The sequence below is a fragment of the Methylocystis heyeri genome, assembly GCF_004802635.2.
GTDB classification, from domain to species: Bacteria; Pseudomonadota; Alphaproteobacteria; order Rhizobiales; family Beijerinckiaceae; genus Methylocystis; species Methylocystis heyeri.
This window is the reverse complement of the sequence record NZ_CP046052.1, coordinates 2,968,771-2,987,478: the sequence shown is the minus strand read 5'-3', so window position 1 is coordinate 2,987,478 and position 18,708 is coordinate 2,968,771. Positions and strand designations below refer to the sequence as shown.

General features: G+C 63.0%; 16 protein-coding genes and 1 tRNA gene. 8 read left to right on the top strand and 9 right to left on the bottom strand.

Annotated features, from left to right (window positions below):
- Positions 1-202 precede the first annotated feature (202 nt).
- From H2LOC_RS13625 to H2LOC_RS13595, 7 genes are all read right to left on the bottom strand, one after another.
- A complete protein-coding gene (locus tag H2LOC_RS13625; RefSeq protein ID WP_136496872.1) occupies positions 203-1,123 on the bottom strand; it encodes a hypothetical protein in 921 nt (306 codons plus the stop codon).
- A 418-nt stretch (positions 1,124-1,541) separates the two neighbouring features.
- Positions 1,542-1,616 (bottom strand) — tRNA-Thr (locus H2LOC_RS13620).
- A gap of 288 nt (positions 1,617-1,904) precedes the next feature.
- Positions 1,905-2,729 carry a transglutaminase family protein gene (locus tag H2LOC_RS13615; protein WP_136496871.1) on the bottom strand — a complete coding sequence of 275 codons (825 nt, stop codon included), beginning with the start codon at positions 2,727-2,729 and terminating at the stop codon, positions 1,905-1,907.
- 15 nt (positions 2,730-2,744) lie between these two features.
- The gene (locus H2LOC_RS13610; protein ID WP_136496870.1) at positions 2,745-3,692 is read right to left on the bottom strand and encodes an alpha-E domain-containing protein; all 948 of its coding nucleotides are present in this window, start codon (positions 3,690-3,692) and stop codon (positions 2,745-2,747) included.
- 66 nt (positions 3,693-3,758) lie between these two features.
- Complete coding sequence (locus tag H2LOC_RS13605; protein WP_136497119.1) at positions 3,759-5,165, bottom strand: circularly permuted type 2 ATP-grasp protein; 1,407 nt, start codon at positions 5,163-5,165, stop codon at positions 3,759-3,761.
- A gap of 381 nt (positions 5,166-5,546) precedes the next feature.
- Complete coding sequence (locus H2LOC_RS13600; protein ID WP_136496869.1) at positions 5,547-6,029, bottom strand: glutathione peroxidase; 483 nt, start codon at positions 6,027-6,029, stop codon at positions 5,547-5,549.
- 91 nt (positions 6,030-6,120) lie between these two features.
- Entirely contained in the window at positions 6,121-7,620 is a 1,500-nt protein-coding gene (locus H2LOC_RS13595; protein WP_136496868.1) for a sigma-54-dependent transcriptional regulator, read from the bottom strand.
- Positions 7,621-8,054: 434 nt separating this feature from the next.
- Here H2LOC_RS13595 and H2LOC_RS13590 point away from each other — a divergent pair, with 434 nt between their 5' ends.
- Complete coding sequence (locus tag H2LOC_RS13590; RefSeq protein WP_136496867.1) at positions 8,055-9,866, top strand: M3 family oligoendopeptidase; 1,812 nt, start codon at positions 8,055-8,057, stop codon at positions 9,864-9,866.
- A gap of 303 nt (positions 9,867-10,169) precedes the next feature.
- Here H2LOC_RS13590 and H2LOC_RS13585 read toward each other — a convergent pair whose 3' ends face one another.
- Complete coding sequence (locus H2LOC_RS13585; protein ID WP_136496866.1) at positions 10,170-10,580, bottom strand: VanZ family protein; 411 nt, start codon at positions 10,578-10,580, stop codon at positions 10,170-10,172.
- A 522-nt stretch (positions 10,581-11,102) separates the two neighbouring features.
- Between H2LOC_RS13585 and H2LOC_RS13580 the strand changes: the two genes are divergently transcribed.
- Positions 11,103-11,624, top strand: coding sequence for a DUF992 domain-containing protein (locus H2LOC_RS13580; RefSeq protein ID WP_136496865.1), 522 nt, complete (start codon positions 11,103-11,105; stop codon positions 11,622-11,624).
- A 139-nt stretch (positions 11,625-11,763) separates the two neighbouring features.
- On the opposite strand, the gene tam is transcribed toward H2LOC_RS13580, so the two are convergent.
- On the bottom strand, positions 11,764-12,534 hold the full coding sequence (gene tam / locus H2LOC_RS13575; RefSeq protein WP_136496864.1) for a trans-aconitate 2-methyltransferase: 771 nt from the start codon (positions 12,532-12,534) through the stop codon (positions 11,764-11,766).
- A 114-nt stretch (positions 12,535-12,648) separates the two neighbouring features.
- Here tam and H2LOC_RS13570 point away from each other — a divergent pair, with 114 nt between their 5' ends.
- The 6 genes from H2LOC_RS13570 to H2LOC_RS13545 all read left to right on the top strand — a co-directional run bounded on the left by H2LOC_RS13570 (position 12,649) and on the right by H2LOC_RS13545 (position 18,689).
- A complete protein-coding gene (locus H2LOC_RS13570; protein WP_136496863.1) occupies positions 12,649-13,683 on the top strand; it encodes a sulfate ABC transporter substrate-binding protein in 1,035 nt (344 codons plus the stop codon).
- Entirely contained in the window at positions 13,680-14,540 is an 861-nt protein-coding gene (cysT, locus tag H2LOC_RS13565; RefSeq protein ID WP_136496862.1) for a sulfate ABC transporter permease subunit CysT, read from the top strand. The genes H2LOC_RS13570 and cysT overlap by 4 nt, the downstream gene beginning before the upstream one ends.
- On the top strand, positions 14,533-15,429 hold the full coding sequence (gene cysW / locus H2LOC_RS13560; RefSeq protein WP_136496861.1) for a sulfate ABC transporter permease subunit CysW: 897 nt from the start codon (positions 14,533-14,535) through the stop codon (positions 15,427-15,429). The genes cysT and cysW overlap by 8 nt, the downstream gene beginning before the upstream one ends.
- A complete protein-coding gene (locus H2LOC_RS13555) occupies positions 15,404-16,525 on the top strand; it encodes a sulfate/molybdate ABC transporter ATP-binding protein (RefSeq protein WP_136496860.1) in 1,122 nt (373 codons plus the stop codon). Before cysW ends, H2LOC_RS13555 begins: the two co-directional genes overlap by 26 nt.
- 136 nt (positions 16,526-16,661) lie before the next feature.
- Positions 16,662-18,227 (top strand): PepSY domain-containing protein, encoded by a 1,566-nt coding sequence (locus H2LOC_RS13550; protein ID WP_136496859.1) that lies wholly within the window; start codon positions 16,662-16,664, stop codon positions 18,225-18,227.
- A gap of 141 nt (positions 18,228-18,368) precedes the next feature.
- Positions 18,369-18,689: an acylphosphatase gene (locus tag H2LOC_RS13545; protein ID WP_136496858.1), complete on the top strand. Its 321-nt coding sequence runs from the start codon at positions 18,369-18,371 to the stop codon at positions 18,687-18,689.
- Positions 18,690-18,708: the final 19 nt, after the last annotated feature.

Below are 18,708 nucleotides of genomic sequence, written 5' to 3'. Positions count from 1 at the left end.
GAGGCTCACGCCCGGAGTGCAACGGGGGCGTGAGCACTCTCCATCCTCAATCATTTTTTATATTCAGTGTATTTGAATATATATCTGCTTTTTGGAACTGCCAGTTTTTAGAAATTACCCCGGAAAATGGGGAAAAACATCCCCCTAAACCCCCAGTGCCGCGCTCATAGCGAACTGCCAAAACCGTTTCTAAAAAGGAGGCTCATTCGTCCAGCAAGAGCGCCTTCCGCAACCCAATGTAACGGGGTGATCCTGCCTGCGCGTAGGGGGCTTTGACGTGCTTCGGAGTGATTTGGATTGGGGTCGTGAGTTTGTCGAAAACCTCTTGCCGTTTGTGGGGGCATGCGGTTTCGAAGTCGTGGCCCATCGCCTTCTTGAACAGCTTCTTAAGTTCCTCATTGATCGCCGCGTGTTTAGCGCTCAACCCCCGCGGCATGCCCTTCTTGACCTTGACGCCGCCCTTCGGTTTCGGAGCCGGGGCGAATTCAGCCTTCAGCGTTTCCCAATAGCCCGGCTCCCAAAGGATGCGCTCAAGCTTTTCCCCCGGCTTGATCCATAGGCACGTTTTGCCCAGCCAAAGCGCGCTACGGGCCTCAATGAGGGCAAGAGCCTTCAGCTTGTCTTTGATCCTGTGAAAGGTGCGCTCGGAAACCTCATACCCCGCGTCAAACCCGTTTTTCTGTTTTGAGACGCGCCAATCTTCGACCGGACGAACGCCGTAGCGCTCCCATCGGCCCAAGGCGTCGTTCCAACGTCCGTTGGTCGACTGGTGGTATTGAAAATCCACGTCCCGCAAAAAGCGCACGACGAATGACCGCTGGCGCCCGCCGACATATTTGGCCAACTCCTTAATGATCTCGTAATAATTCGCGACGCGGGGAAGGTCGTCATCATAGTGCGAGCTTGGCAACAGCTTTGCCGCTCCGGTCGGAGATAGATGGACATAAAACTTCGACGTGCTCGTTCGCAGCCAAAGAGGTAGCTTTTCCAACGCTTCCGGCGGCTCGGGCTCTATATCGTATTTGACGATTAAGCCTTCGTCCTTGAGCTTCTTTTTTTCAACGTAAGCTTTTATCTCTGCATAAGCGCTTTGGGAGTTCAGCCACGAATTTTGCCACGTCATATGCCTACCCGATGTCGCCCATAGGAATGGGGTTGCGTGTCTATTCGGGTAGGGGTAAAACTATCCTGCAAAGATAAGTTCCCCTACCAGTGAAGCCCCCGACCGTTGGACGCGGCCGGGGGTTTTCATTTTTTCACGGAAGACGATCGGGGGAAGCCTGTCCGTTGAGCCGCGGACCAAACGGCGGACCGGGGCTTTTCTTATGGCCCCCTTTGAATGACCGCCTTCGGCTTTAAGCGTCGGGTCCCGTGCATACGATTGCAGCGCGGGTTGAGACGGGAAATCCCGAGAACGACTCGCGAACAAATTCCCCGGATTTTCCCCAAATGTGCTGGGGAAAACTGGGGAATATTCGCAGTCTGTTCGTTGGGGAAAGGGGAGTGCTTAACCCCCAACGCCATGTTTTTCTTGGGAAAGATGGTGCTGCAAGAGAGGATTGAACTCTCGACCTCTCCCTTACCAAGGGAGTGCTCTACCACTGAGCTACTGCAGCGCTGATGAGGCGGCCTTGTGCCACAGCCGGGCCCCTCTGGCAAGCCGTCTTGGAGCGCATTTTCGCAAAAGCACACATGCTCTTGTGACAAGAACGGGCTCCAGCCCTACCATCTGGGGCGGTTTGGCGACCAAAACCGGTCGCCGAACGACCGAGCGGGGCGCATCTTTATTGGAGAGCCCCGCGGTTTTGCGAAGAATACGCCCCAAACCCGAGCGGCGCCACGGGCGGCCAGCGGCTCGGCGCGCCCGGAAAGATCCGCCGGTTTACGCGGGGACCGCGCCGCCCTCAGTTCTGCGATTGGGCGCGGGCCATGGCCAAGCGCAGCCGCATATCGATCGATTCTTCGCCCCCGCCGGTGCGCGCGCCCCGGACCGGCGCGGCGCCGAGGCCGTCCAGCCCGACCGCGACCCGCACATAGGCGTCGTCCGGCGACATGCCGCGGGTGGAATCGAAACCCACCCAGCCCAATTCTTCGACGTAAGCCTCGGTCCAGGCGTGGGGGGCGACCTCGATCTCCGCGCCCTCGCCTGCCGCAAGATAGCCGCTGACGAATCGCGCCGGAATTTCCAGGGCGCGGGCGCAGGCGATGTAGATATGGGCGAAATCCCGCCGCCCGCCCAATCGCTTGTCGAAGGCGAGGCGCGCCGCGCTCGCCTCGAGGGCGTCCTCGGGATCGAGCCGCATCCGTTCATTCGTCGCAGCCATAAGGGCGTGCAGCCGGTCGAGCGTCGCGCTTTCTCGGCTGGCGGCGGAGAGCGCGAAGTCCCGCATATGCTCGTCCAGCGCGGTGAGGGGCGTTTCACGCAGGAAAAGCTGCGGCGGAAAGCGCTCGATGGTCCCGCTCACCACGCCGGAGGTGTCGAAGGTCTCCACCTCGCCCTCGACCAGCGTCGTCATGGTCTCGAACGGGCCGATGACGGAAAAGCAATGCATGATATTGCCGAAAGCGTCCTCGCTCTGGCGCAGGCGGCAATCCTGGTCGACCTCGATGCGCCAGTTCACCACGCGCTGGCTGTTGCAGTTGCGCGGCGTCACCAGCAGTTTCTGGTTGGCGGCCTTCGCCGGCTGGCTGTAGCGATAGACGATCTCGTGCTTGATGCGCATCCGCATGAGGGAGGGCCCGGATTAAAACAGATATTGGTCGGACAGAAGCGCGTTGAGCTGCGCATTGTCCGCTATGAACGAGCCGATGAATTCATGCAGCCCGCTCTGGAACAGGTCTTCGACCGACATGTTCTCCAGCTTGCCGTAGACGGCGCGGGCATGGCGCTGGGCAGGCCCCTGGCGCCCGTGGGCGTTGGCCAGCCGGTCGAGATAGCGCGCCACGCTTTCATAGCAGGAGGTGAGTGAGCGCGGCATTTCGGGACGAAGGATCAGAAGATCGGCGATCAGCCATGGCTTGAGGCTTTCGCGATACACCCACTGATAGGCGGTGTGCGCCGAAACCGCGCGCAGAATGGCGGCCCATTGGAAATAGTCGAGCGAGCCGCCGATGACCTCCTTCTCCGGCAGCAGAAGCTGGTATTTGACGTCGAGCAGCCGCGCCGTGTTGTCGGCGCGCTCGATGAAGAGGCCGACGCGCGAGAACCAATAGGCGTCATTGCGCAGCATGGTGCGATAGGCGCCGCCGTCATAGGTCAAGGAGACCTGTTTCACGAAATCCAGAAAGCGGGTCAGGTCCTCGCCCGAGCGCGCGCCGCGCAATTGCTCGATCGACTGCATCTCGAGATAGCCGCCGTTGATCGCTTCCCACATTTCGACAGTCAAAGCGGTGCGGACGGCGCGCGCATTGGTGCGGGCCTGCTGGATGCAATTGCGGATCGAGCTCGGGTTCTCGGGAGAGAAGGCCAGAAAATCGATGACATTGCCCTCGGTGAGCTTGCGTCCAGTCGCGTTGAAGGTCTGGGCCGAGCCTGAAGAGAGCAGCACGCTCTCCCATTCGCTCTCGGCCCCGCCGTAGGCCTTGGGCAGGGAGGCCAGCCTGCGCGAGGCCTGAATGACCCTCGCGAGAAAATCGGCGCGCTCCATGTAGCGGGCGAGCCAATAAAGATTGTCGGCGGTGCGTGAAAGCATGGGCGAAACTCGAACGGCGGCCGAGGGACGGGCGGAGGCGGAAAAAAAGAAACGGAGCGCCGGCGCCTATCCCGGAACGTCGTCCACCACCCAGGTGTCTTTGGTTCCGCCTCCCTGGCTCGAATTCACGACGAGCGATTTTTCGGTCATGGCGACGCGCGTCAGCCCGCCGGGCACGACGCAGACATCCTTGGCTCCCTGCAGCACGAAGGGCCGCAGATCGACATGGCGCGGCGCGATGCCCGCCGCCACCGAGATGGGGCAGGTCGAAAGCGCCAGCGTCGGCTGGGCGATGAAATTGTCGGGCCGCTCGATCAGCTTCTTGGAGAATTCGTCGATCTGGGCGCGGGTGGCGTGAGGGCCGACCAGCATGCCATAGCCGCCCGAGCCGTTCACTTCCTTGACGACCAGCTCATTGAGATGGGAGAGCACATAGGACAGCGCCTCCTTCTCGCGGCATCTCCAGGTCGGGACGTTCTTCAATATCGGCTCTTCGCCGAGATAGAAGCGAATCGCGTCCGGAATATAGGTGTAGGTCGCCTTGTCGTCGGCCACGCCGGCCCCGACTGCATTGGCGAGCGTCACATTGCCTGCATTATAGGCGCCCATCAGACCGGCTACGCCCAAGGCCGAATCCGGCCGGAAGGCCAGCGGGTCGAGGAAGTCGTCATCGATGCGCCGATAGATCACATCGACCCGGCGGGGGCCCTCGGTCGTTCGCATATATACGACGTCGTCGCGCACGAAGAGATCGCGACCCTCGACCAGCTCGACGCCGAGCTTGTCGGCCAGAAAGGAATGCTCGTAGAAGGCTGAATTATACTGGCCCGGCGTGAGCAGCACGATGGTCGGGTCTTGGCTTGCGTTGCGGGGCGCCACCGAGCGTAGCGTTTCCAGCAGGCGGTCGGGGTAGTTCTCGATCGGCGCCACCTGATGCATGGCGAAGAGATCGGGAAACAGCCGCATCATCACTTCGCGGTTCTCAAGCATATAGGAGACGCCGGAAGGCGTGCGGGCGTTGTCCTCCAGCACATAGAAGCTGCTGTCGTCGGTGCGGACGATGTCGATGCCGGCGATCTGGACATAGACGTCGTGGGGGGCGCGCCGCCCCGCCATCTCCGGCCGATAGGCGGGGTTGCGGTACACGAGTTCAGACGGCAGGACGCCGGCTTTGAGAATCTCGCCGGGGCCATAGAGATCGGCGAGAAAGAGATTGAGCGCGCGAACGCGCTGGATCAGGCCTTTCTCCAGCGTGGTCCATTCGCTTCTGGAAATGATCCGCGGCAATATGTCGAACGGGATAAGCCGTTCGGTGGCTTCCTGCGAGCCGTAAACGGCGAAAGTGATGCCGATTCTTCTGAACAGCAGTTCGGCCTGAGCGCGGCGCGAGGACAGAAATTCCCCGGGAGTGTCGGCCAGCCATTGTGCAAGCTTGCGGTAGGGCGGGCGGGTCGAACCCTCCACGCCGTTCATCTCGTCGAACTGGACCCTGCTGAATTCCAAAGCTGCTGCTCCTCGCTGCTCAGAGAGCCACGACAGCGATCCCGCGCCCGGCTGGAAACTCGAGGCGTATGATCACATGCTCGCCACCCTGAAGCAAAAGCCGGGCCATGCCGCGGAAAATGCGCGTTCCGGCGCAATTGCGGGCGCCGCAAGCCATTGAAAGCTTTTCCGGAACGCGAATGAGATTTTCCTGGAAGCTAGCCCCGGTTTGTTACACTCTTGCGAAATTCGGGCGTGGCCCCCGGCGGATCTCAAGCACGGGCGCTGCGCGTCGGGAGCGAGCAGTCAACGGCGGCGTCGTCTCGCTGCGAATGCGTTTCGAATTTTTACAAGAAACGCGCGGCCGCGGCGTCACGCCAGCGCGGCTTCCACCTCGGGCTCGATCGATTCGGGCGTGTCGCTCGGGGCGAAGCGCTTGCGCGCCCGGCCCTGGCGATCGACCAGGAATTTGGTGAAATTCCATTTTACCGCCTGCGTGCCGAGCAGGCCCGGGGCCTGCTGCTTGAGGAGGGCGAACAGCGGATGGGTTTCGTCTCCGTTGACGTCCACCTTGGAGAACATGGGAAAGGTCACATCGTAGCGCAGGCTGCAGAACTTCGAGATTTCCTCTTCGGTTCCGGGCTCCTGGCCGCCGAACTGATTGCAGGGGAAGCCGAGCACGACGAGTCCCCGGTCGGCGTATTTGCGGTAGAGCTTTTCCAACCCGGCGTATTGCGGGGTGAAGCCGCATTTGCTCGCCACATTGACGATGAGCAGGACCTTGCCGGCGTAGTCCTCTAATTTCTGTTTCCTGCCGTCGATGGCCGCAACTTCGATGTCATAGAGCCGCGTCATTCCTTCGCCTCCTTCGGCGCGCAGTTCGAAACCGGCCGGCCGCGCGCGAAAGGCCGCGGGCAGGGCGAGGCGCGCCCTGCCGCTCGTCGGCTCAGGCGACCAGGCTGGTCTCGGAGGCGTGGTCTTCGGATCCTTCCTCGCCCAGGCCATATTCTTTCATCTTGCGATAGAGAGTCGAGCGTCCGATGCCGAGCCGGCGGGCGATCTCGGACATCTGCCCACGATAATGCTGGAGCGCGAAGCGGATCGTCTCGCCTTCGAGGTCTTCGAGCTTTCTCAACTCCCCGCTCGGGCCGAGCAAAGGCAGCACATTGGGATCCTTGACCTCAACCCGCACGATTTCTCGCTCGCGCGGCGCGGCCTGCGGCTCCATCTCCGGCAGCGGCGGGACGCGGACGTCGAAACCGGCGACATGCGCCGCGATCTGGGGAAACTCCGAAACCGTGAGCTCGTCGCCCTCCGCGAGCACGACGGCGCGGAAAACAGCGTTTTCGAGTTGGCGCACATTGCCGGGCCAGTCGTAGGAATCGAGCAGCGCCAGCGCTTCCGGCGTCAGCCCGCGAACGGTTCGTCCTTCCTCGGCCGAGAATCTCGCGCAGAAGCGGCGCGCGAGGTCCGGAATGTCCTGCTTGCGCGACCGCAGCGGCGGGATGCAGATCGGAAAGACGTTCAGCCGGTAGAACAGGTCCTCGCGAAACAGGCCGCGCTTCACCAGCTCGATGAGATTTTGATTGGTTGCGGAAATCAGGCGGATGTCGACCCGCACCGGGCGCTTGGAGCCGATCGGATCGATCTCGCCCTCCTGCAGGGCGCGCAGCAGCTTGACCTGAAGATCGAGCGGGAGCTCGCCGATTTCGTCGAGGAAAAGCGTCCCGCCATTGGCCTCGACGAATTTGCCGACATGCTTTTCGGTCGCTCCGGTGAAGGCTCCCTTCTCGTGGCCGAACAATATCGATTCGACCAGATTGGCCGGCAAGGCGCCGCAGTTCACGGTCACGAAAGCCTTGCCCCTGCGGTCCGACCCGCCTTGAATCGCGCGCGCGACAATCTCCTTGCCGACGCCCGATTCTCCCTCGATGAGGACCGGAATGGTGGAATGCGCCGAGCGTTCCCCGAGGCGTATCACGCGAGCCATCTCGGGGCTGTGGGAGACGAGGTCCTTGAAGGTCAGCGAGCCCTGCGAGCGTCGGTTCATGCGCCGCATTTCTCCGGCGAGCGCATCCGCCGACAAGGCGTTCTTGATCGAAATCTGCAGGCGCTCGGCGCCGACCGGCTTGACCACGAAGTCATGGGCGCCCGCCCGCATCGCCGAAATCACCGCCTCGATCGAGCCGTGGGCGGTCTGCACGATCACCGGGGTCGAGAGCTTCAGCTCTTTCATGCGGGTGAGGACGCCCATGCCGTCGAGATCGGGCATCACGAGATCGAGGATGAGCAGGGCGATCGGGGCGGGAGCAGCCTGGGCGAGACGCGAAAGCGCCTGTTCTCCGCTCTCCGCCGTCTCGACTTCATAGCCGAAGCGCCGCGTCATTGCCTCGAGCAGGCGGCGTTGCACCGGATCGTCGTCGGCGATGAGAATTCTCGGAGTCATTGGAGCCTTTGATGCGCGACGCCTCTGCGCCGCTGTCCGTAATAAGTTGTGTCATTTTCGGCCATGACCATAGCCGATAGGGAAGCATCGTCTGAGAACAGGGTAAAGGCCGGGTTAATAAGCGCTTGAGACGAACCCTCACCATTTAATGCAACACCACGATTTTATTAGGTTTTCGACAAATTGCCAAGGGTGTGTCCTGCTGCCGCCCGGCGGCGCGGCGATTGCATATTTTAGCGCCGCGCATTCCCCGCGGGTTGATCCTGCTCCGGCTTTGGCCGATATTATGCTTGCGAGCGTCGCCGGCTTGGCTTTGGTCCGCGACATAATACCGCGCCAGGGCAATGCGCCGGAGCAGGTTCCCGTCGCAAAAGCTCGTCGGCTTTTTCGTAAAAGCGCGCGCGTTTCCCTCCTCGATCCACGGTCTTTCTCCCATGCCCGCACCTCAGCCGTCCTCCTCGAACGCAGACAGCTTGCCCGAGTGGAACCTCGCGGATCTCTACCCCAGCGTCGATTCGCCCGCGCTGGCGCAGGATTTCGAGCGCGCCGCGCAGGACGCGAGCGCCTTCGCCGCGGAGTATCGCGGCAGGCTCGAGGGGCTCGCGGCGGGGCAGCAGGCGAGCGAAAAGCTGGGAGAAGCCGTCGCCCGCTATGAAAGGCTTCAGGATCTCCTCGGGCGCATCATGTCGTTCGCCAGCCTGCTCCATGCGGGCGACGTGACCGATCCCGCGCGGGCTAAATTCTTCGCCGATACGCGGGACAAGATCGTCGACGCCTCGACCCGGCTCCTGTTTTTCCAGCTGGAACTCAACCGGATCGACGACGCGCTGCTCGACCGGATCGCCCGGCAGCCGCCGCTCTCGCATTGGCGCCCCTGGCTCGAAGACATTCGCAAGGAGAAGCCTTACGAGCTCGACGACAAGCTCGAAGAATTGTTCCACGAGAAATCGGTCACCGGCGCGAGCAGCTGGAACCGGCTGTTCGACGAGACCATCGCCTCGCTGCGTTTTACCGTCCAGGGCAAGGAGCTCGCGATCGAGCCCGTGCTCAATCTGATGCAGGACCAGAGCGAAGCGGTGCGCCGGGAAGCGGCCGAGGCGATCGGAAAGACGCTCGGCGCGAATCTGCGCATATTCTCGCTGATCACCAATACGCTGGCCAAGGACAAGGAAATCTCCGACCGCTGGCGCGGATTCGCGGATGTCGCCGATTCCCGCCATCTTTCCAACCGGGTCGAAGGCGAGGTCGTCGCGGCGCTGGCGTCGGCTGTGGAGGCCGCGCATCCGCGGCTTTCTCACCGCTACTACCGGCTGAAGGCCAAGTGGTTCGGCAAGGATGCGCTCGATTACTGGGACCGCAATGCGCCCCTGCCGATGGCCCCGGCCCGGAATTTTTCATGGGACGAAGCGCGCAAGGTCGTGCTGGACGCCTATAGCGGATTCGCCCCGCGGATGGCGCAGATCGCGGGCGACTTCTTCGAAAAGCGCTGGATCGACGCGCCGGTGCGTCCGGGCAAGGCGCCGGGCGCCTTCGCCCATCCCACCACGCCTTCGGCCCATCCCTATGTCCTGCTCAATTTTCAGGGCAAGCCGCGCGACGTAATGACTCTGGCGCATGAACTCGGCCACGGCGTGCATCAGGTGCTGGCCGCGGGGCAGGGCGCGCTGATGGCGCCGACGCCGCTCACCCTGGCGGAGACCGCTTCGGTGTTCGGCGAGATGCTGACTTTCCGCAAATTGCTGGAGAGCGCATCGGACCGGAACGAGCGCCGCGCCATGCTGGCCTCCAAGGTGGAGGACATGCTCAATACGGTGGTGCGCCAGACCGCCTTTTATTCCTTCGAACGCAAGGTCCATCTCGAAAGACGCAATGGCGAGCTCACCGCGGAAAAGATCTGCGAATTATGGATGAGCGTCCAGTCGTCGAGCCTTGGACCTTCCATTCGTCTCGGGCCGGGATATGAGACCTTCTGGGCCTATATCCCGCATTTCATTCATTCGCCCTTCTATGTCTACGCCTATGCGTTCGGCGATTGCCTCGTGAATTCGCTCTATGGCGTCTATCAGAACGCGCATGAGGGCTTCGCCGAGCGCTACTTCTCGCTGCTCGAGGCCGGCGGGTCGCGCCCCTACAACGAGCTGCTGGCGCCATTCGGGCTCGACGCGCGCGATCCCGCCTTCTGGAACATCGGCCTCGAGATGATCGAAGGGCTGATCGGCGAGTTGGAGGCGATGGAGGAGGGCTGAGGGCGCCCAATTAGCCTTTGGGCTTCGTTCCACCCTCGATGTCGTGAGCCCGTCGCAGGAGAGCGCTTGCCGCGCTTTTCCCCTACCGGCTCGCGATGAAGCTGGCGCATTTCTCGACCGGGCGGAAACAGCCGACGGCTCGCGCAATGCGGTAAATCAATAACCCGGAGCGCCGGTTTTGATCGGGTCAAAACCTGCGCCCTGGCGCGCGTTCGGTTCAAACGCAGTCGAACACGCTCCAGAACTTATTGACGGAGCATGTTCTTTTCCCAAAAAGCGCTTCGCGCTTTTTGGGAACATGCTCTACCGCCTGAGCGCAAATTCGAGCCATCTTTTCAAGATTGGAAACATCAGGGCCGCCGCGACGAGACCAAAGCTGAGGCCGAGCGTGCTCGCGAGCGCGTCGACAAGGCTGGGCGAGCGACCCGGAACGAAAAATTGCAGCCCTTCGAAAGCCACGCTGGCCGCCGTCATCCCGCCCCAGATCATGATACGAATTCGCCTGCTGTTGGCGAAGCCCAGTCCAAAAAGGAAACCCGTGCCCGCGTAGGCGCAGAAATGTTCTAACTGCCCCGGCATGCCGGTGTGCGGCCGTTCGTCTCCCGGGAGCAAAGACAGAACCGTAATTACGCCGACGCACAGTCCCGCCAGCGCGCGAATCAGGCGCGTAACCGGCGGAGTGGCGAAGGCGTCTAAAATCGGAGTTACGTTCACCAAGGTTTCTCCACTTCTGCTCGCCGGTATGCTCGCGCTCGGTATGCTCGGGAGCGGCCCTCGTCCGCCCGTCTTAGCGCATTCCGCAAAAGTTGACAGGCTCTCGCTCCAAGAATGCGGCACATCCACTTTATATGACGTCATTTCCGACCGCTGGAACGGTTCCGTCCAAGCAGAACTCGCACCAGAGCGGCATCTCGACTGGCTTCTGCGACGGGTTTGGCGGCCGACCGATCCGGCTGCGCTTCGCGTTTGTCTGCGCGCAGGCCGGTCGGGCGCCGCGCGGGACTCTGCTTTGGAAAAAGGGCTGTTCGATGTCTGTCGCCGCGCCAATTTTCCACGGCGAATATGGCGGGCTGGCGTCGATCGACAAGCGGCGGCTCGATGACCGGAGCGCCTCTCGAGGCCGCTGGCCGGTCGGGCGCGATGCTGCGGCGCGTGGTCGCATAGCTAAACGCAGAGGCCGGCGCGAAACTCTATCGTCGCAGTTGAACCGCGTCTGATTCAGACCGGGGAGGAAAAATGTCCAAGAATTTGCTTAGGCTGGCGCTTTACGCCGCCACTTTATCCGCAATGCTGGCTCCTGCCGCGAGCCTCGCCCAATCCTCCAGAGTGGGTGCGCTCCAGTGCCATCTCTCCGGGGGCGTCGGGATGATCCTGATTGAAAACCAGGCGCTCGATTGCGTGTTCAAGAACCAGGCAGGCGGACCGCCTTCCCATTACATCGGGCGGCTGACCAATGTCGGCGCCAATATCGGCATAAGCGGTCCGGGCAAGATGGTGTGGGCGGTCGTCGCCGCGACCAATCAGCTCGGTCCGGGCGCGCTGGCGGGCGATTATGCGGGGGCGCAAGGCTCCGTCGCCGTCGGGGCGGGCGCCGGCGGCGCCGTTCTCGTCGGCGGCTCCAACAATACGATCTCGCTTCAGCCGCTTTCGGTCTCGGTCGGCACCGGCCTCAATGTTTCGGCCGGCGTCGGCAACCTCAACCTGCAATATATGCCCGTGACCGCCCCGCCGCCCTTCTCGGCGCTGCGCGGCAAATAAGGGCTGATCGACCGGCAAGGAGCGCCGGCGGGCTTTTCGGCAATCGGGGGCGGGGGCGCTCAGCGCGCTCCCGCTTTCGGCCCGTCGCCGCGTCGCCGCCGGAAACATCGCCGCCGGGGGGCGACAGGGGCTCCCGCCTCTATCGTCCGGCGACGAAAAACAGCCGCGGATAGCGCAGCAGGAGCTTGCCGTCGGGCTGCGCCAGATAGGCGGCTGCGAGTTCCTTCTCGTAGCGGACGAGGAAGCTTTCGCGCTCCCATGGGCTGAGGGGTTCCAGAAAAGGCCGAAGCCCCGAGCCTTCAAACCATTCTACGATCCCTCTGGCCCCGTCGAGCGGGTGAACATAGGTGGTCTGCCAGCTTTCAAAGCAGGCGCTCGCGGGCGCGAGCAGACGGTAATAGTCTTCGATCGTTCCGATCACGGGGCGCGATTTTGCGATCGGAATCAGCCGGTCGGCCCATGGCCCTTCCGCCGCCACCATGCGCATGAGCGCATGTGAAACCTCATGGATGTTGTGAGGCATTTGCACGGCGAGCCGGCCGCCCTCTGTCAAATAAGACATCAGCCGCGGCATCAGGCGCTCGTGATCGGCCACGAAATGCAATGCGGCGTTGGAGAAAATCAGCCCGACCTTCCGGTCGGGGCGCCAATCTTCGATGTTCTGGTTCAGAAACAGGGCGCCGGGCGTCTTCCTGCGGGCGACCTCGAGCATTTCCTCGCAATAGTCGACGCCGATGATTTCCGCCCTCGGAAAAGCCGCCGCGAGCAATTCGGTGCTGTTTCCCGGTCCGCATCCGAGGTCATAGACCGTTTCGGGCTCGAAGGACGGAATGCGGGACAGGAGATCGCGCGCCGCGCGGGTGCGCTCGCGTTCGAATTTCAGATAAAGCGCTGAATTCCAATCGATCATGTTTCCCTTTCGGTCCAGCCGGCTCAGCGCCGCCGCGATGTTGACAAAATAAAGATTACATAGTCTATTGAATTAATATACAAGTCCAGAACCCAAACATGGAAGCCCTCAGGAATGCTCTCAGGCCGCCGCAACCTTTTCCATCGTCTTCTTGTCGCCGCAGCGGCGACCGCTGTTTTCTGCGGGGCCGCCGCGCAGGCTGCGACGACGCTGCTGAACGTATCCTACGACCCGACCCGGGAGCTTTATAAAGCGATCAACCCCGCCTTCGCCGCGGAGTGGAAAGCCAAGACCGGAGAGACTCTCCAGATCCAGGCGTCGCACGGCGGCTCGGGAGCGCAGGCGCGCGCCGTGATCGATGGACTCGCCGCCGATGTCGTGACCCTGGCGCTCGCCGCCGACATCGATGCGATTTCATCCAAGACGGGAAAGATTCCCGCAGACTGGCAGAAGCGTCTCCCCAACAATTCCTCTCCCTATACGTCGACGATCGTCTTCCTTGTGCGCAAGGGCAATCCCAAGGGCGTTCATAATTGGGACGATCTCGCGAGGCCGGGCGTCGCGGTGATCACGCCCAACCCGAAAACCTCCGGCGGAGCGCGCTGGAACTATTTGGGCGCCTGGGGCTACGGGCTGAAGAAATTCAATGGCGACGAGGACAAGACCAAGGAATTCGTAAAGGCGATCTACAAGAACGCGCCCGTCCTCGACACCGGCGCTCGCGGCTCCACCATCACCTTCACGCAGCGGGGCCTCGGCGATGTGCTGATCGCCTGGGAGAACGAAGCTTATCTCGCTCTGCAGGAATTCGGGGCCGATAAATTCGAGATCGTCTCTCCGCCGGTCTCGGTTCTCGCGGAGCCGCCGGTCGCGCTGGTCGACAAGAATGTCGACGCCGACGGCAATCGCAAGGCCGCCGAGGCCTATCTGAACTTCCTTTATACGCCTGCGGCGCAAAAGATCATCGCCAAGAACTTCTATCGTCCGGCGCATCCCGAAGAAGCCGACAAGAAGGACCTCGCCCTGTTTCCGAAGATCGAATTCTTCACGGTGAACGGCGTTTTCGGCGGCTGGGCCGCGGCCCAGCAGAAGCATTTCGCCGACGGCGGCGTGTTCGACGAGATCCAGAAGCAGGGCGCGGGCAAATGAGTTCGCTCGCGCAGCGGGGCGGGCTCGGCTCCTTTCCGGCGCCGAGCGTCATCCCGGGGTTTCGTCTCACCTTCGGCTTCACGCTGTTCTATCTTACGCTGCTGGTTCTGTTTCCGCTCTCGACGCTGGTCTGGCGTTCTTCGGGGCTGGGCCTGTCGGGATTGATCGCAGTCGCAACGGAGCCCCGCGTCGCCGCGGGTCTCCAGACCACCTTTCTGATCTCCTTCCTGGCGGCGGTCACGGATCTCTTCTTCGGCCTCGTGGTCGCCTGGGTGCTGACGCGCTACGCCTTCCCCGGCCGGCGCGTCTTCGACGCCTTCGTCGATCTTCCCTTTGCGCTGCCGACGGCGGTGGCGGGCATTTCGCTCGCCGCTCTTTATGCCCCCAACGGCTGGTTCGGCGCGCCGCTCGCGGAGATCGGCGTCAAGGTCGCCTTCACGCGGCTCGGCATCTATGTCGCGCTCATTTTCGTCGGGCTGCCCTTCATCGTGCGAACCGTGCAGCCGATCATCGCGGAGCTGGAGGTGGAGCTGGAAGAGGCCTCGGCGACGCTGGGCGCCTCGCGCTGGCGTACGGTCCGCAGCGTGTTGCTGCCGCCGCTGGTTCCGGCCCTGCTGACGGGCTTCGCGCTCGCCTTTGCGCGCGCGGTCGGCGAATACGGATCGGTGATCTTCATCGCCGGCAACATCGCCTATGTTTCGGAGATCGCGCCGCTGCTGATCATCGTGAAGCTCGAACAATATGACTACGCCGGCGCGACCGGCATCGCGACTATCATGCTCGCGATTTCCTTTGGTTCTCTCCTCGCGATCAATCTCGTCCAGGCCTGGAGCCGCAGGAGGTTCGGACATGTCTGATCTCACCGCGCCCATCCTGACGCGCGCGCCGGCGCAGCGCTCGGGAGCGCGTTCGGCGACGCAGGACCCGCCGCTTGCGCGCTATGCGCTCACCGGCGTCGCCATTCTCTTTCTCGCCATGTTCCTGTTTGCGCCGCTGGCCGTCGTGTTTACGGAGGCCTTCGCCAAGGGCGCGGGGAAATTCCTCGAGAGTTTCTCGGATCCCGACGCGCAGGCGGCGATCCTGCTAACCCTGATCGTCGCCTCGATCACGGTTCCGGCCAATCTCTCGTTCGGCCTCGCGGCGGCCTGGTCGATCGCCAAATTCTCCTTTCCCGGCAAAAGCCTGCTGATCACGCTGATCGACCTGCCCTTCTCGGTTTCGCCGGTGGTTTCGGGACTTGTTTATATGCTCGTCTTCGGGGCGCAGGGACTGTTCGGGGATTGGCTGAACGCCCATGGCGTACGCGTCGTCTTCGCGGTGCCGGGCATCGTGCTGGCGACCGTCTTCGTCACATTCCCCTTCGTCGCGCGCGAGCTCATTCCGCTGATGCAGGAACAGGGCCCGGTGGAGGAGGAAGCGGCGCTGACGCTCGGCGCTTCGGGCCTGCGGACATTTCTCACCGTCACATTGCCCAACGTCAAATGGGGACTGCTTTATGGCGTGCTGCTCTGCAATGCGCGCGCGATGGGCGAATTCGGCGCGGTGTCCGTCGTCTCCGGACATATCCGCGGAATGACCAACACCATGCCTCTCCAGGTGGAGATTCTCTACAATGAGTATAACAACGTCGCCGCTTTCGCCCTCGCTGTTCTTCTGGCGAGCCTGGCGCTCGTCACCCTCGGACTCAAGACCTTTCTCGAATGGCGCCACGCCGGCGAGCTTGCCGGACACGGCGGGCGCCATTGAGGGCGCGCAGGGTTCGGCAATCCGCATCGAGGGCGTCGAGCAGGACTTCGGCGCCTTTCCGGCGCTGCGCAACGTCACGCTCGATATCAAGCCTGGAGAACTCGTCGCTTTGCTCGGTCCTTCGGGGTCGGGCAAGACAACCCTGCTGCGCGTGATCGCCGGCCTCAATACGCCAGATCGCGGCCGCGTTCTCTTCAACGGCGAGGACGCCACCAATCTGCGCGTGCAGGATCGGCGCGTCGGCTTCGTGTTCCAGAACTACGCTTTGTTCAAGCATATGACGGTTGCGGACAACATCGCCTATGGTCTGCGGGTGCGACCGCGCCGCGAGCGGCCGTCGCGGGCGGCGATTGCGGATCGCGTCAAGGAATTGCTCGCTTTCGTGCAGCTCGAAGGCCTTGATCGGCGCTATCCCGTCCAGCTTTCGGGCGGTCAGCGCCAGCGTGTGGCGCTTGCGCGCGCGCTGGCGATCGAACCGCGCGTGCTGCTGCTGGACGAACCCTTCGGCGCGCTCGACGCCCGGGTGCGTAAGGATCTGCGGCGGTGGCTGCGCGACATTCACAAGAAAACCGGCCTCACCACCGTTTTCGTCACCCATGATCAGGACGAAGCCATGGAGCTCGCCGACCGGGTCGTGGTGTTGAACCAGGGACAGATCGAGCAGGTCGGCGCTCCCGAAGAACTCTACGACAAGCCGGCTTCGCCCTTCGTCATCTCCTTCGTCGGCGAGGCGGTGGCGCTTCCCGTGAAGGTCGCAAACGGGCGCGTCGTTTTCGGCGATCGCGAAATCCATGTCGACGCCAACGGGCTCGACAACGGTCCGGCTCGCGTGTTCTTTCGTCCGGCGGACATCGCCATCGCCGCCGACGGGGGCGGTGAAATCGAGGGCCGCGTCGAAAATCTCCGTCGGACGCCCTCGGGCGTTCGGGCCACCATTTCGATCGACGGCTACAACCAGACTCTGGAAATCGACTCGTCGATCGAAGATGCGGCCACGCTCGGGGAACGCGTTCCCCTGTCGCTTTCGAGAGCGCGAATCTTCCCCTCCGATGCGGCCGGCGCCGCGGCGTTTTCCGACGCCGGAGAGGGGATATGAGACGGGCCGGAAAAGCCGGACAAGGCGCAGGCAAATATTTCGCCCCCGCATCTGATATGCAGAGCCGCGCGGACCAGCGGGCTTTTCAGATCCCGCGCGGCGGCGCTTTCTACCTGATTAACCCCACGGATCGCTGATGTTCGGCCTGCTTACCTTCACCCATCGCTGGTTCGGCGTAGCGCTGGCGATTTTCATGCTGGGATGGTTTTCCTCGGGCCTGGTGATCGCCCTTGTCGGCGGTCCGCCGTCGACGCGCAGCGAACAGCTTTTGCACGCCTCCAGCCTCGCGCCGCAGGAGGGATGGCTGTCGCTCGGGCAGGCGCTGAAGCTCAGCGCCGCCGCCCATGTTTCGGCGGAGGGGCGCGCCGCTGCGCCGAAAGTCTCCGCTGCGCCCATGCACGAACATGGAGCGGGTAGATCCCGGGGCGACGGCGCTGTGGTGGATGCGCGCCTGACCCGCATCGATGGCGCGCCGGCCTGGATCGTCGAGGCCGAAGGCGGCCGGCGCCGAGCGATTTCCGCGCTCGACGGCGCCGTCCTCGACGTCTCGGCGGCGCAGGCCGAAAGGATCGTGCGCAGCTGGCTTGCGGCGCCGGCGTCTTTACAGCTCTCCTACAGCGACACGGTCGACGCAGTGGTGGGTTTGCGCAACGCCGATGCTTTGAAGCCGTTTCACCGCATCGCAATAGAAGACGGCGCCGGCTCGCAGGCGGTGGTGTCCGAACGAACGGGCGAAGTGGTTCAGCTTACGACGCGCGCCGGCCGCGCTGTCGCCTATGCCGGCGCCTGGCTGCATCTCTTTCGCTGGCTCGACGCGCTCGGCGTCGGAGAATATCGCCGCGACGTGCTCACCTATGCCGGGTTCTTCGCTGCATTCGGCGCTTTGACCGGGATGATCCTCGGCTTTATCCGGTGGCGACCGGGCTATTTCGGCAGGCCGACCTATTCCGGCGGCCGCACTCAGCCGTTCCGGGAGTTCTGGTTCAAATATCATTTCTGGGCCGGCCTGATCGGCGGGACTTTCGCCCTGCTGTGGGCGGCGAGCGGGTTTCTTTCCACCAATCCGGGGCAGATCTTTTCGTCTGCCGCGGCCAGCCCCGACGAGTTGTCGCGCTATCGCGGCGGACCGGAGTCCACGATCGTCGCGGACTGGAAACCCGACGCGCAATTTACGCTCGACCCCGATGTCGTCGAATTGCAATGGAGCCGTGTCGGCGAAGAGGCGACGCTGTTTGCGGTCTCGCGCGACGGCGCGCGGCGGGCGCTTCCCATTTCCGGAACGGCGGGGACCTTTTCCGAGGCCGCGTTGTTCGCCGCGGCCCAGCGTCTCGCCGGCGAAACCAGGCTCGCCGGCCATGAGCTCTTGCAGGTTTACGACAGCTATTATTATCCGGGTCATCGACAGGCCGCCGCGGACAAGCCGCTTCCCGTGCTGCGGGTCGATCTCGCCGACGCCGGGAACACCTCCCTCTACATCGATCCGGTCGACGGGCGCCTGCTCGCCAAATTCGACGACAGCCGGCGGGCCTATCGCTGGCTTTATTCCGCCGTTCATCACTGGGATTTCGGCTGGTTCCGCCAGATCTGGCTGTGGAACGCCTGGATGATCGTCTGGGTTTCCTTCGGCCTCGCGCTGGCTGCGAGCGCCGTCGTGCTGGGCTGGCGCCGCTTGCGGCGCACCGCGCGCGAGGCGCTGACCTAGCGCGTTCGGCTCAAACGCAGTCGGATGCGCTCCAAATCTCATTGACGGAGCATGTTCTTTTCCAAAGACCGCTTCGCACTTTTTGGGAACTGCTCCGGTTCCGAAGTGCGGGTGCAGAGATCAAAACGCGAGGCGGAGAGGATGACGACGAGCCGGGAAATCACAGGGAAGCGCTTCGCCAGAATAATCGTTCGTGGCGAGGTGCAGAACGTCGGCTATCGCGTCTTCGTCGCAAGGGAGGCGGGCCGGCTGCGCCTTCCGGGCTGGGTCCGCAACCGTCGCGATGGAACCGTCGAGACGCTGGTCGCGGGCGAGGCGGAGAGAGTCTCGGAATTCCTTGAGGCGGCAAAGCGCGGGCCGGCTACCGCTCGCATCGACTCCTTCAGCATCCAAGACGCCGACGAAGCCGCTTTGCGCGAGGGCTGTGGGGAGGAAGGCTTCGTCGCCGCCCCGGCGATCTGAGAACTCGACATATCAAAGA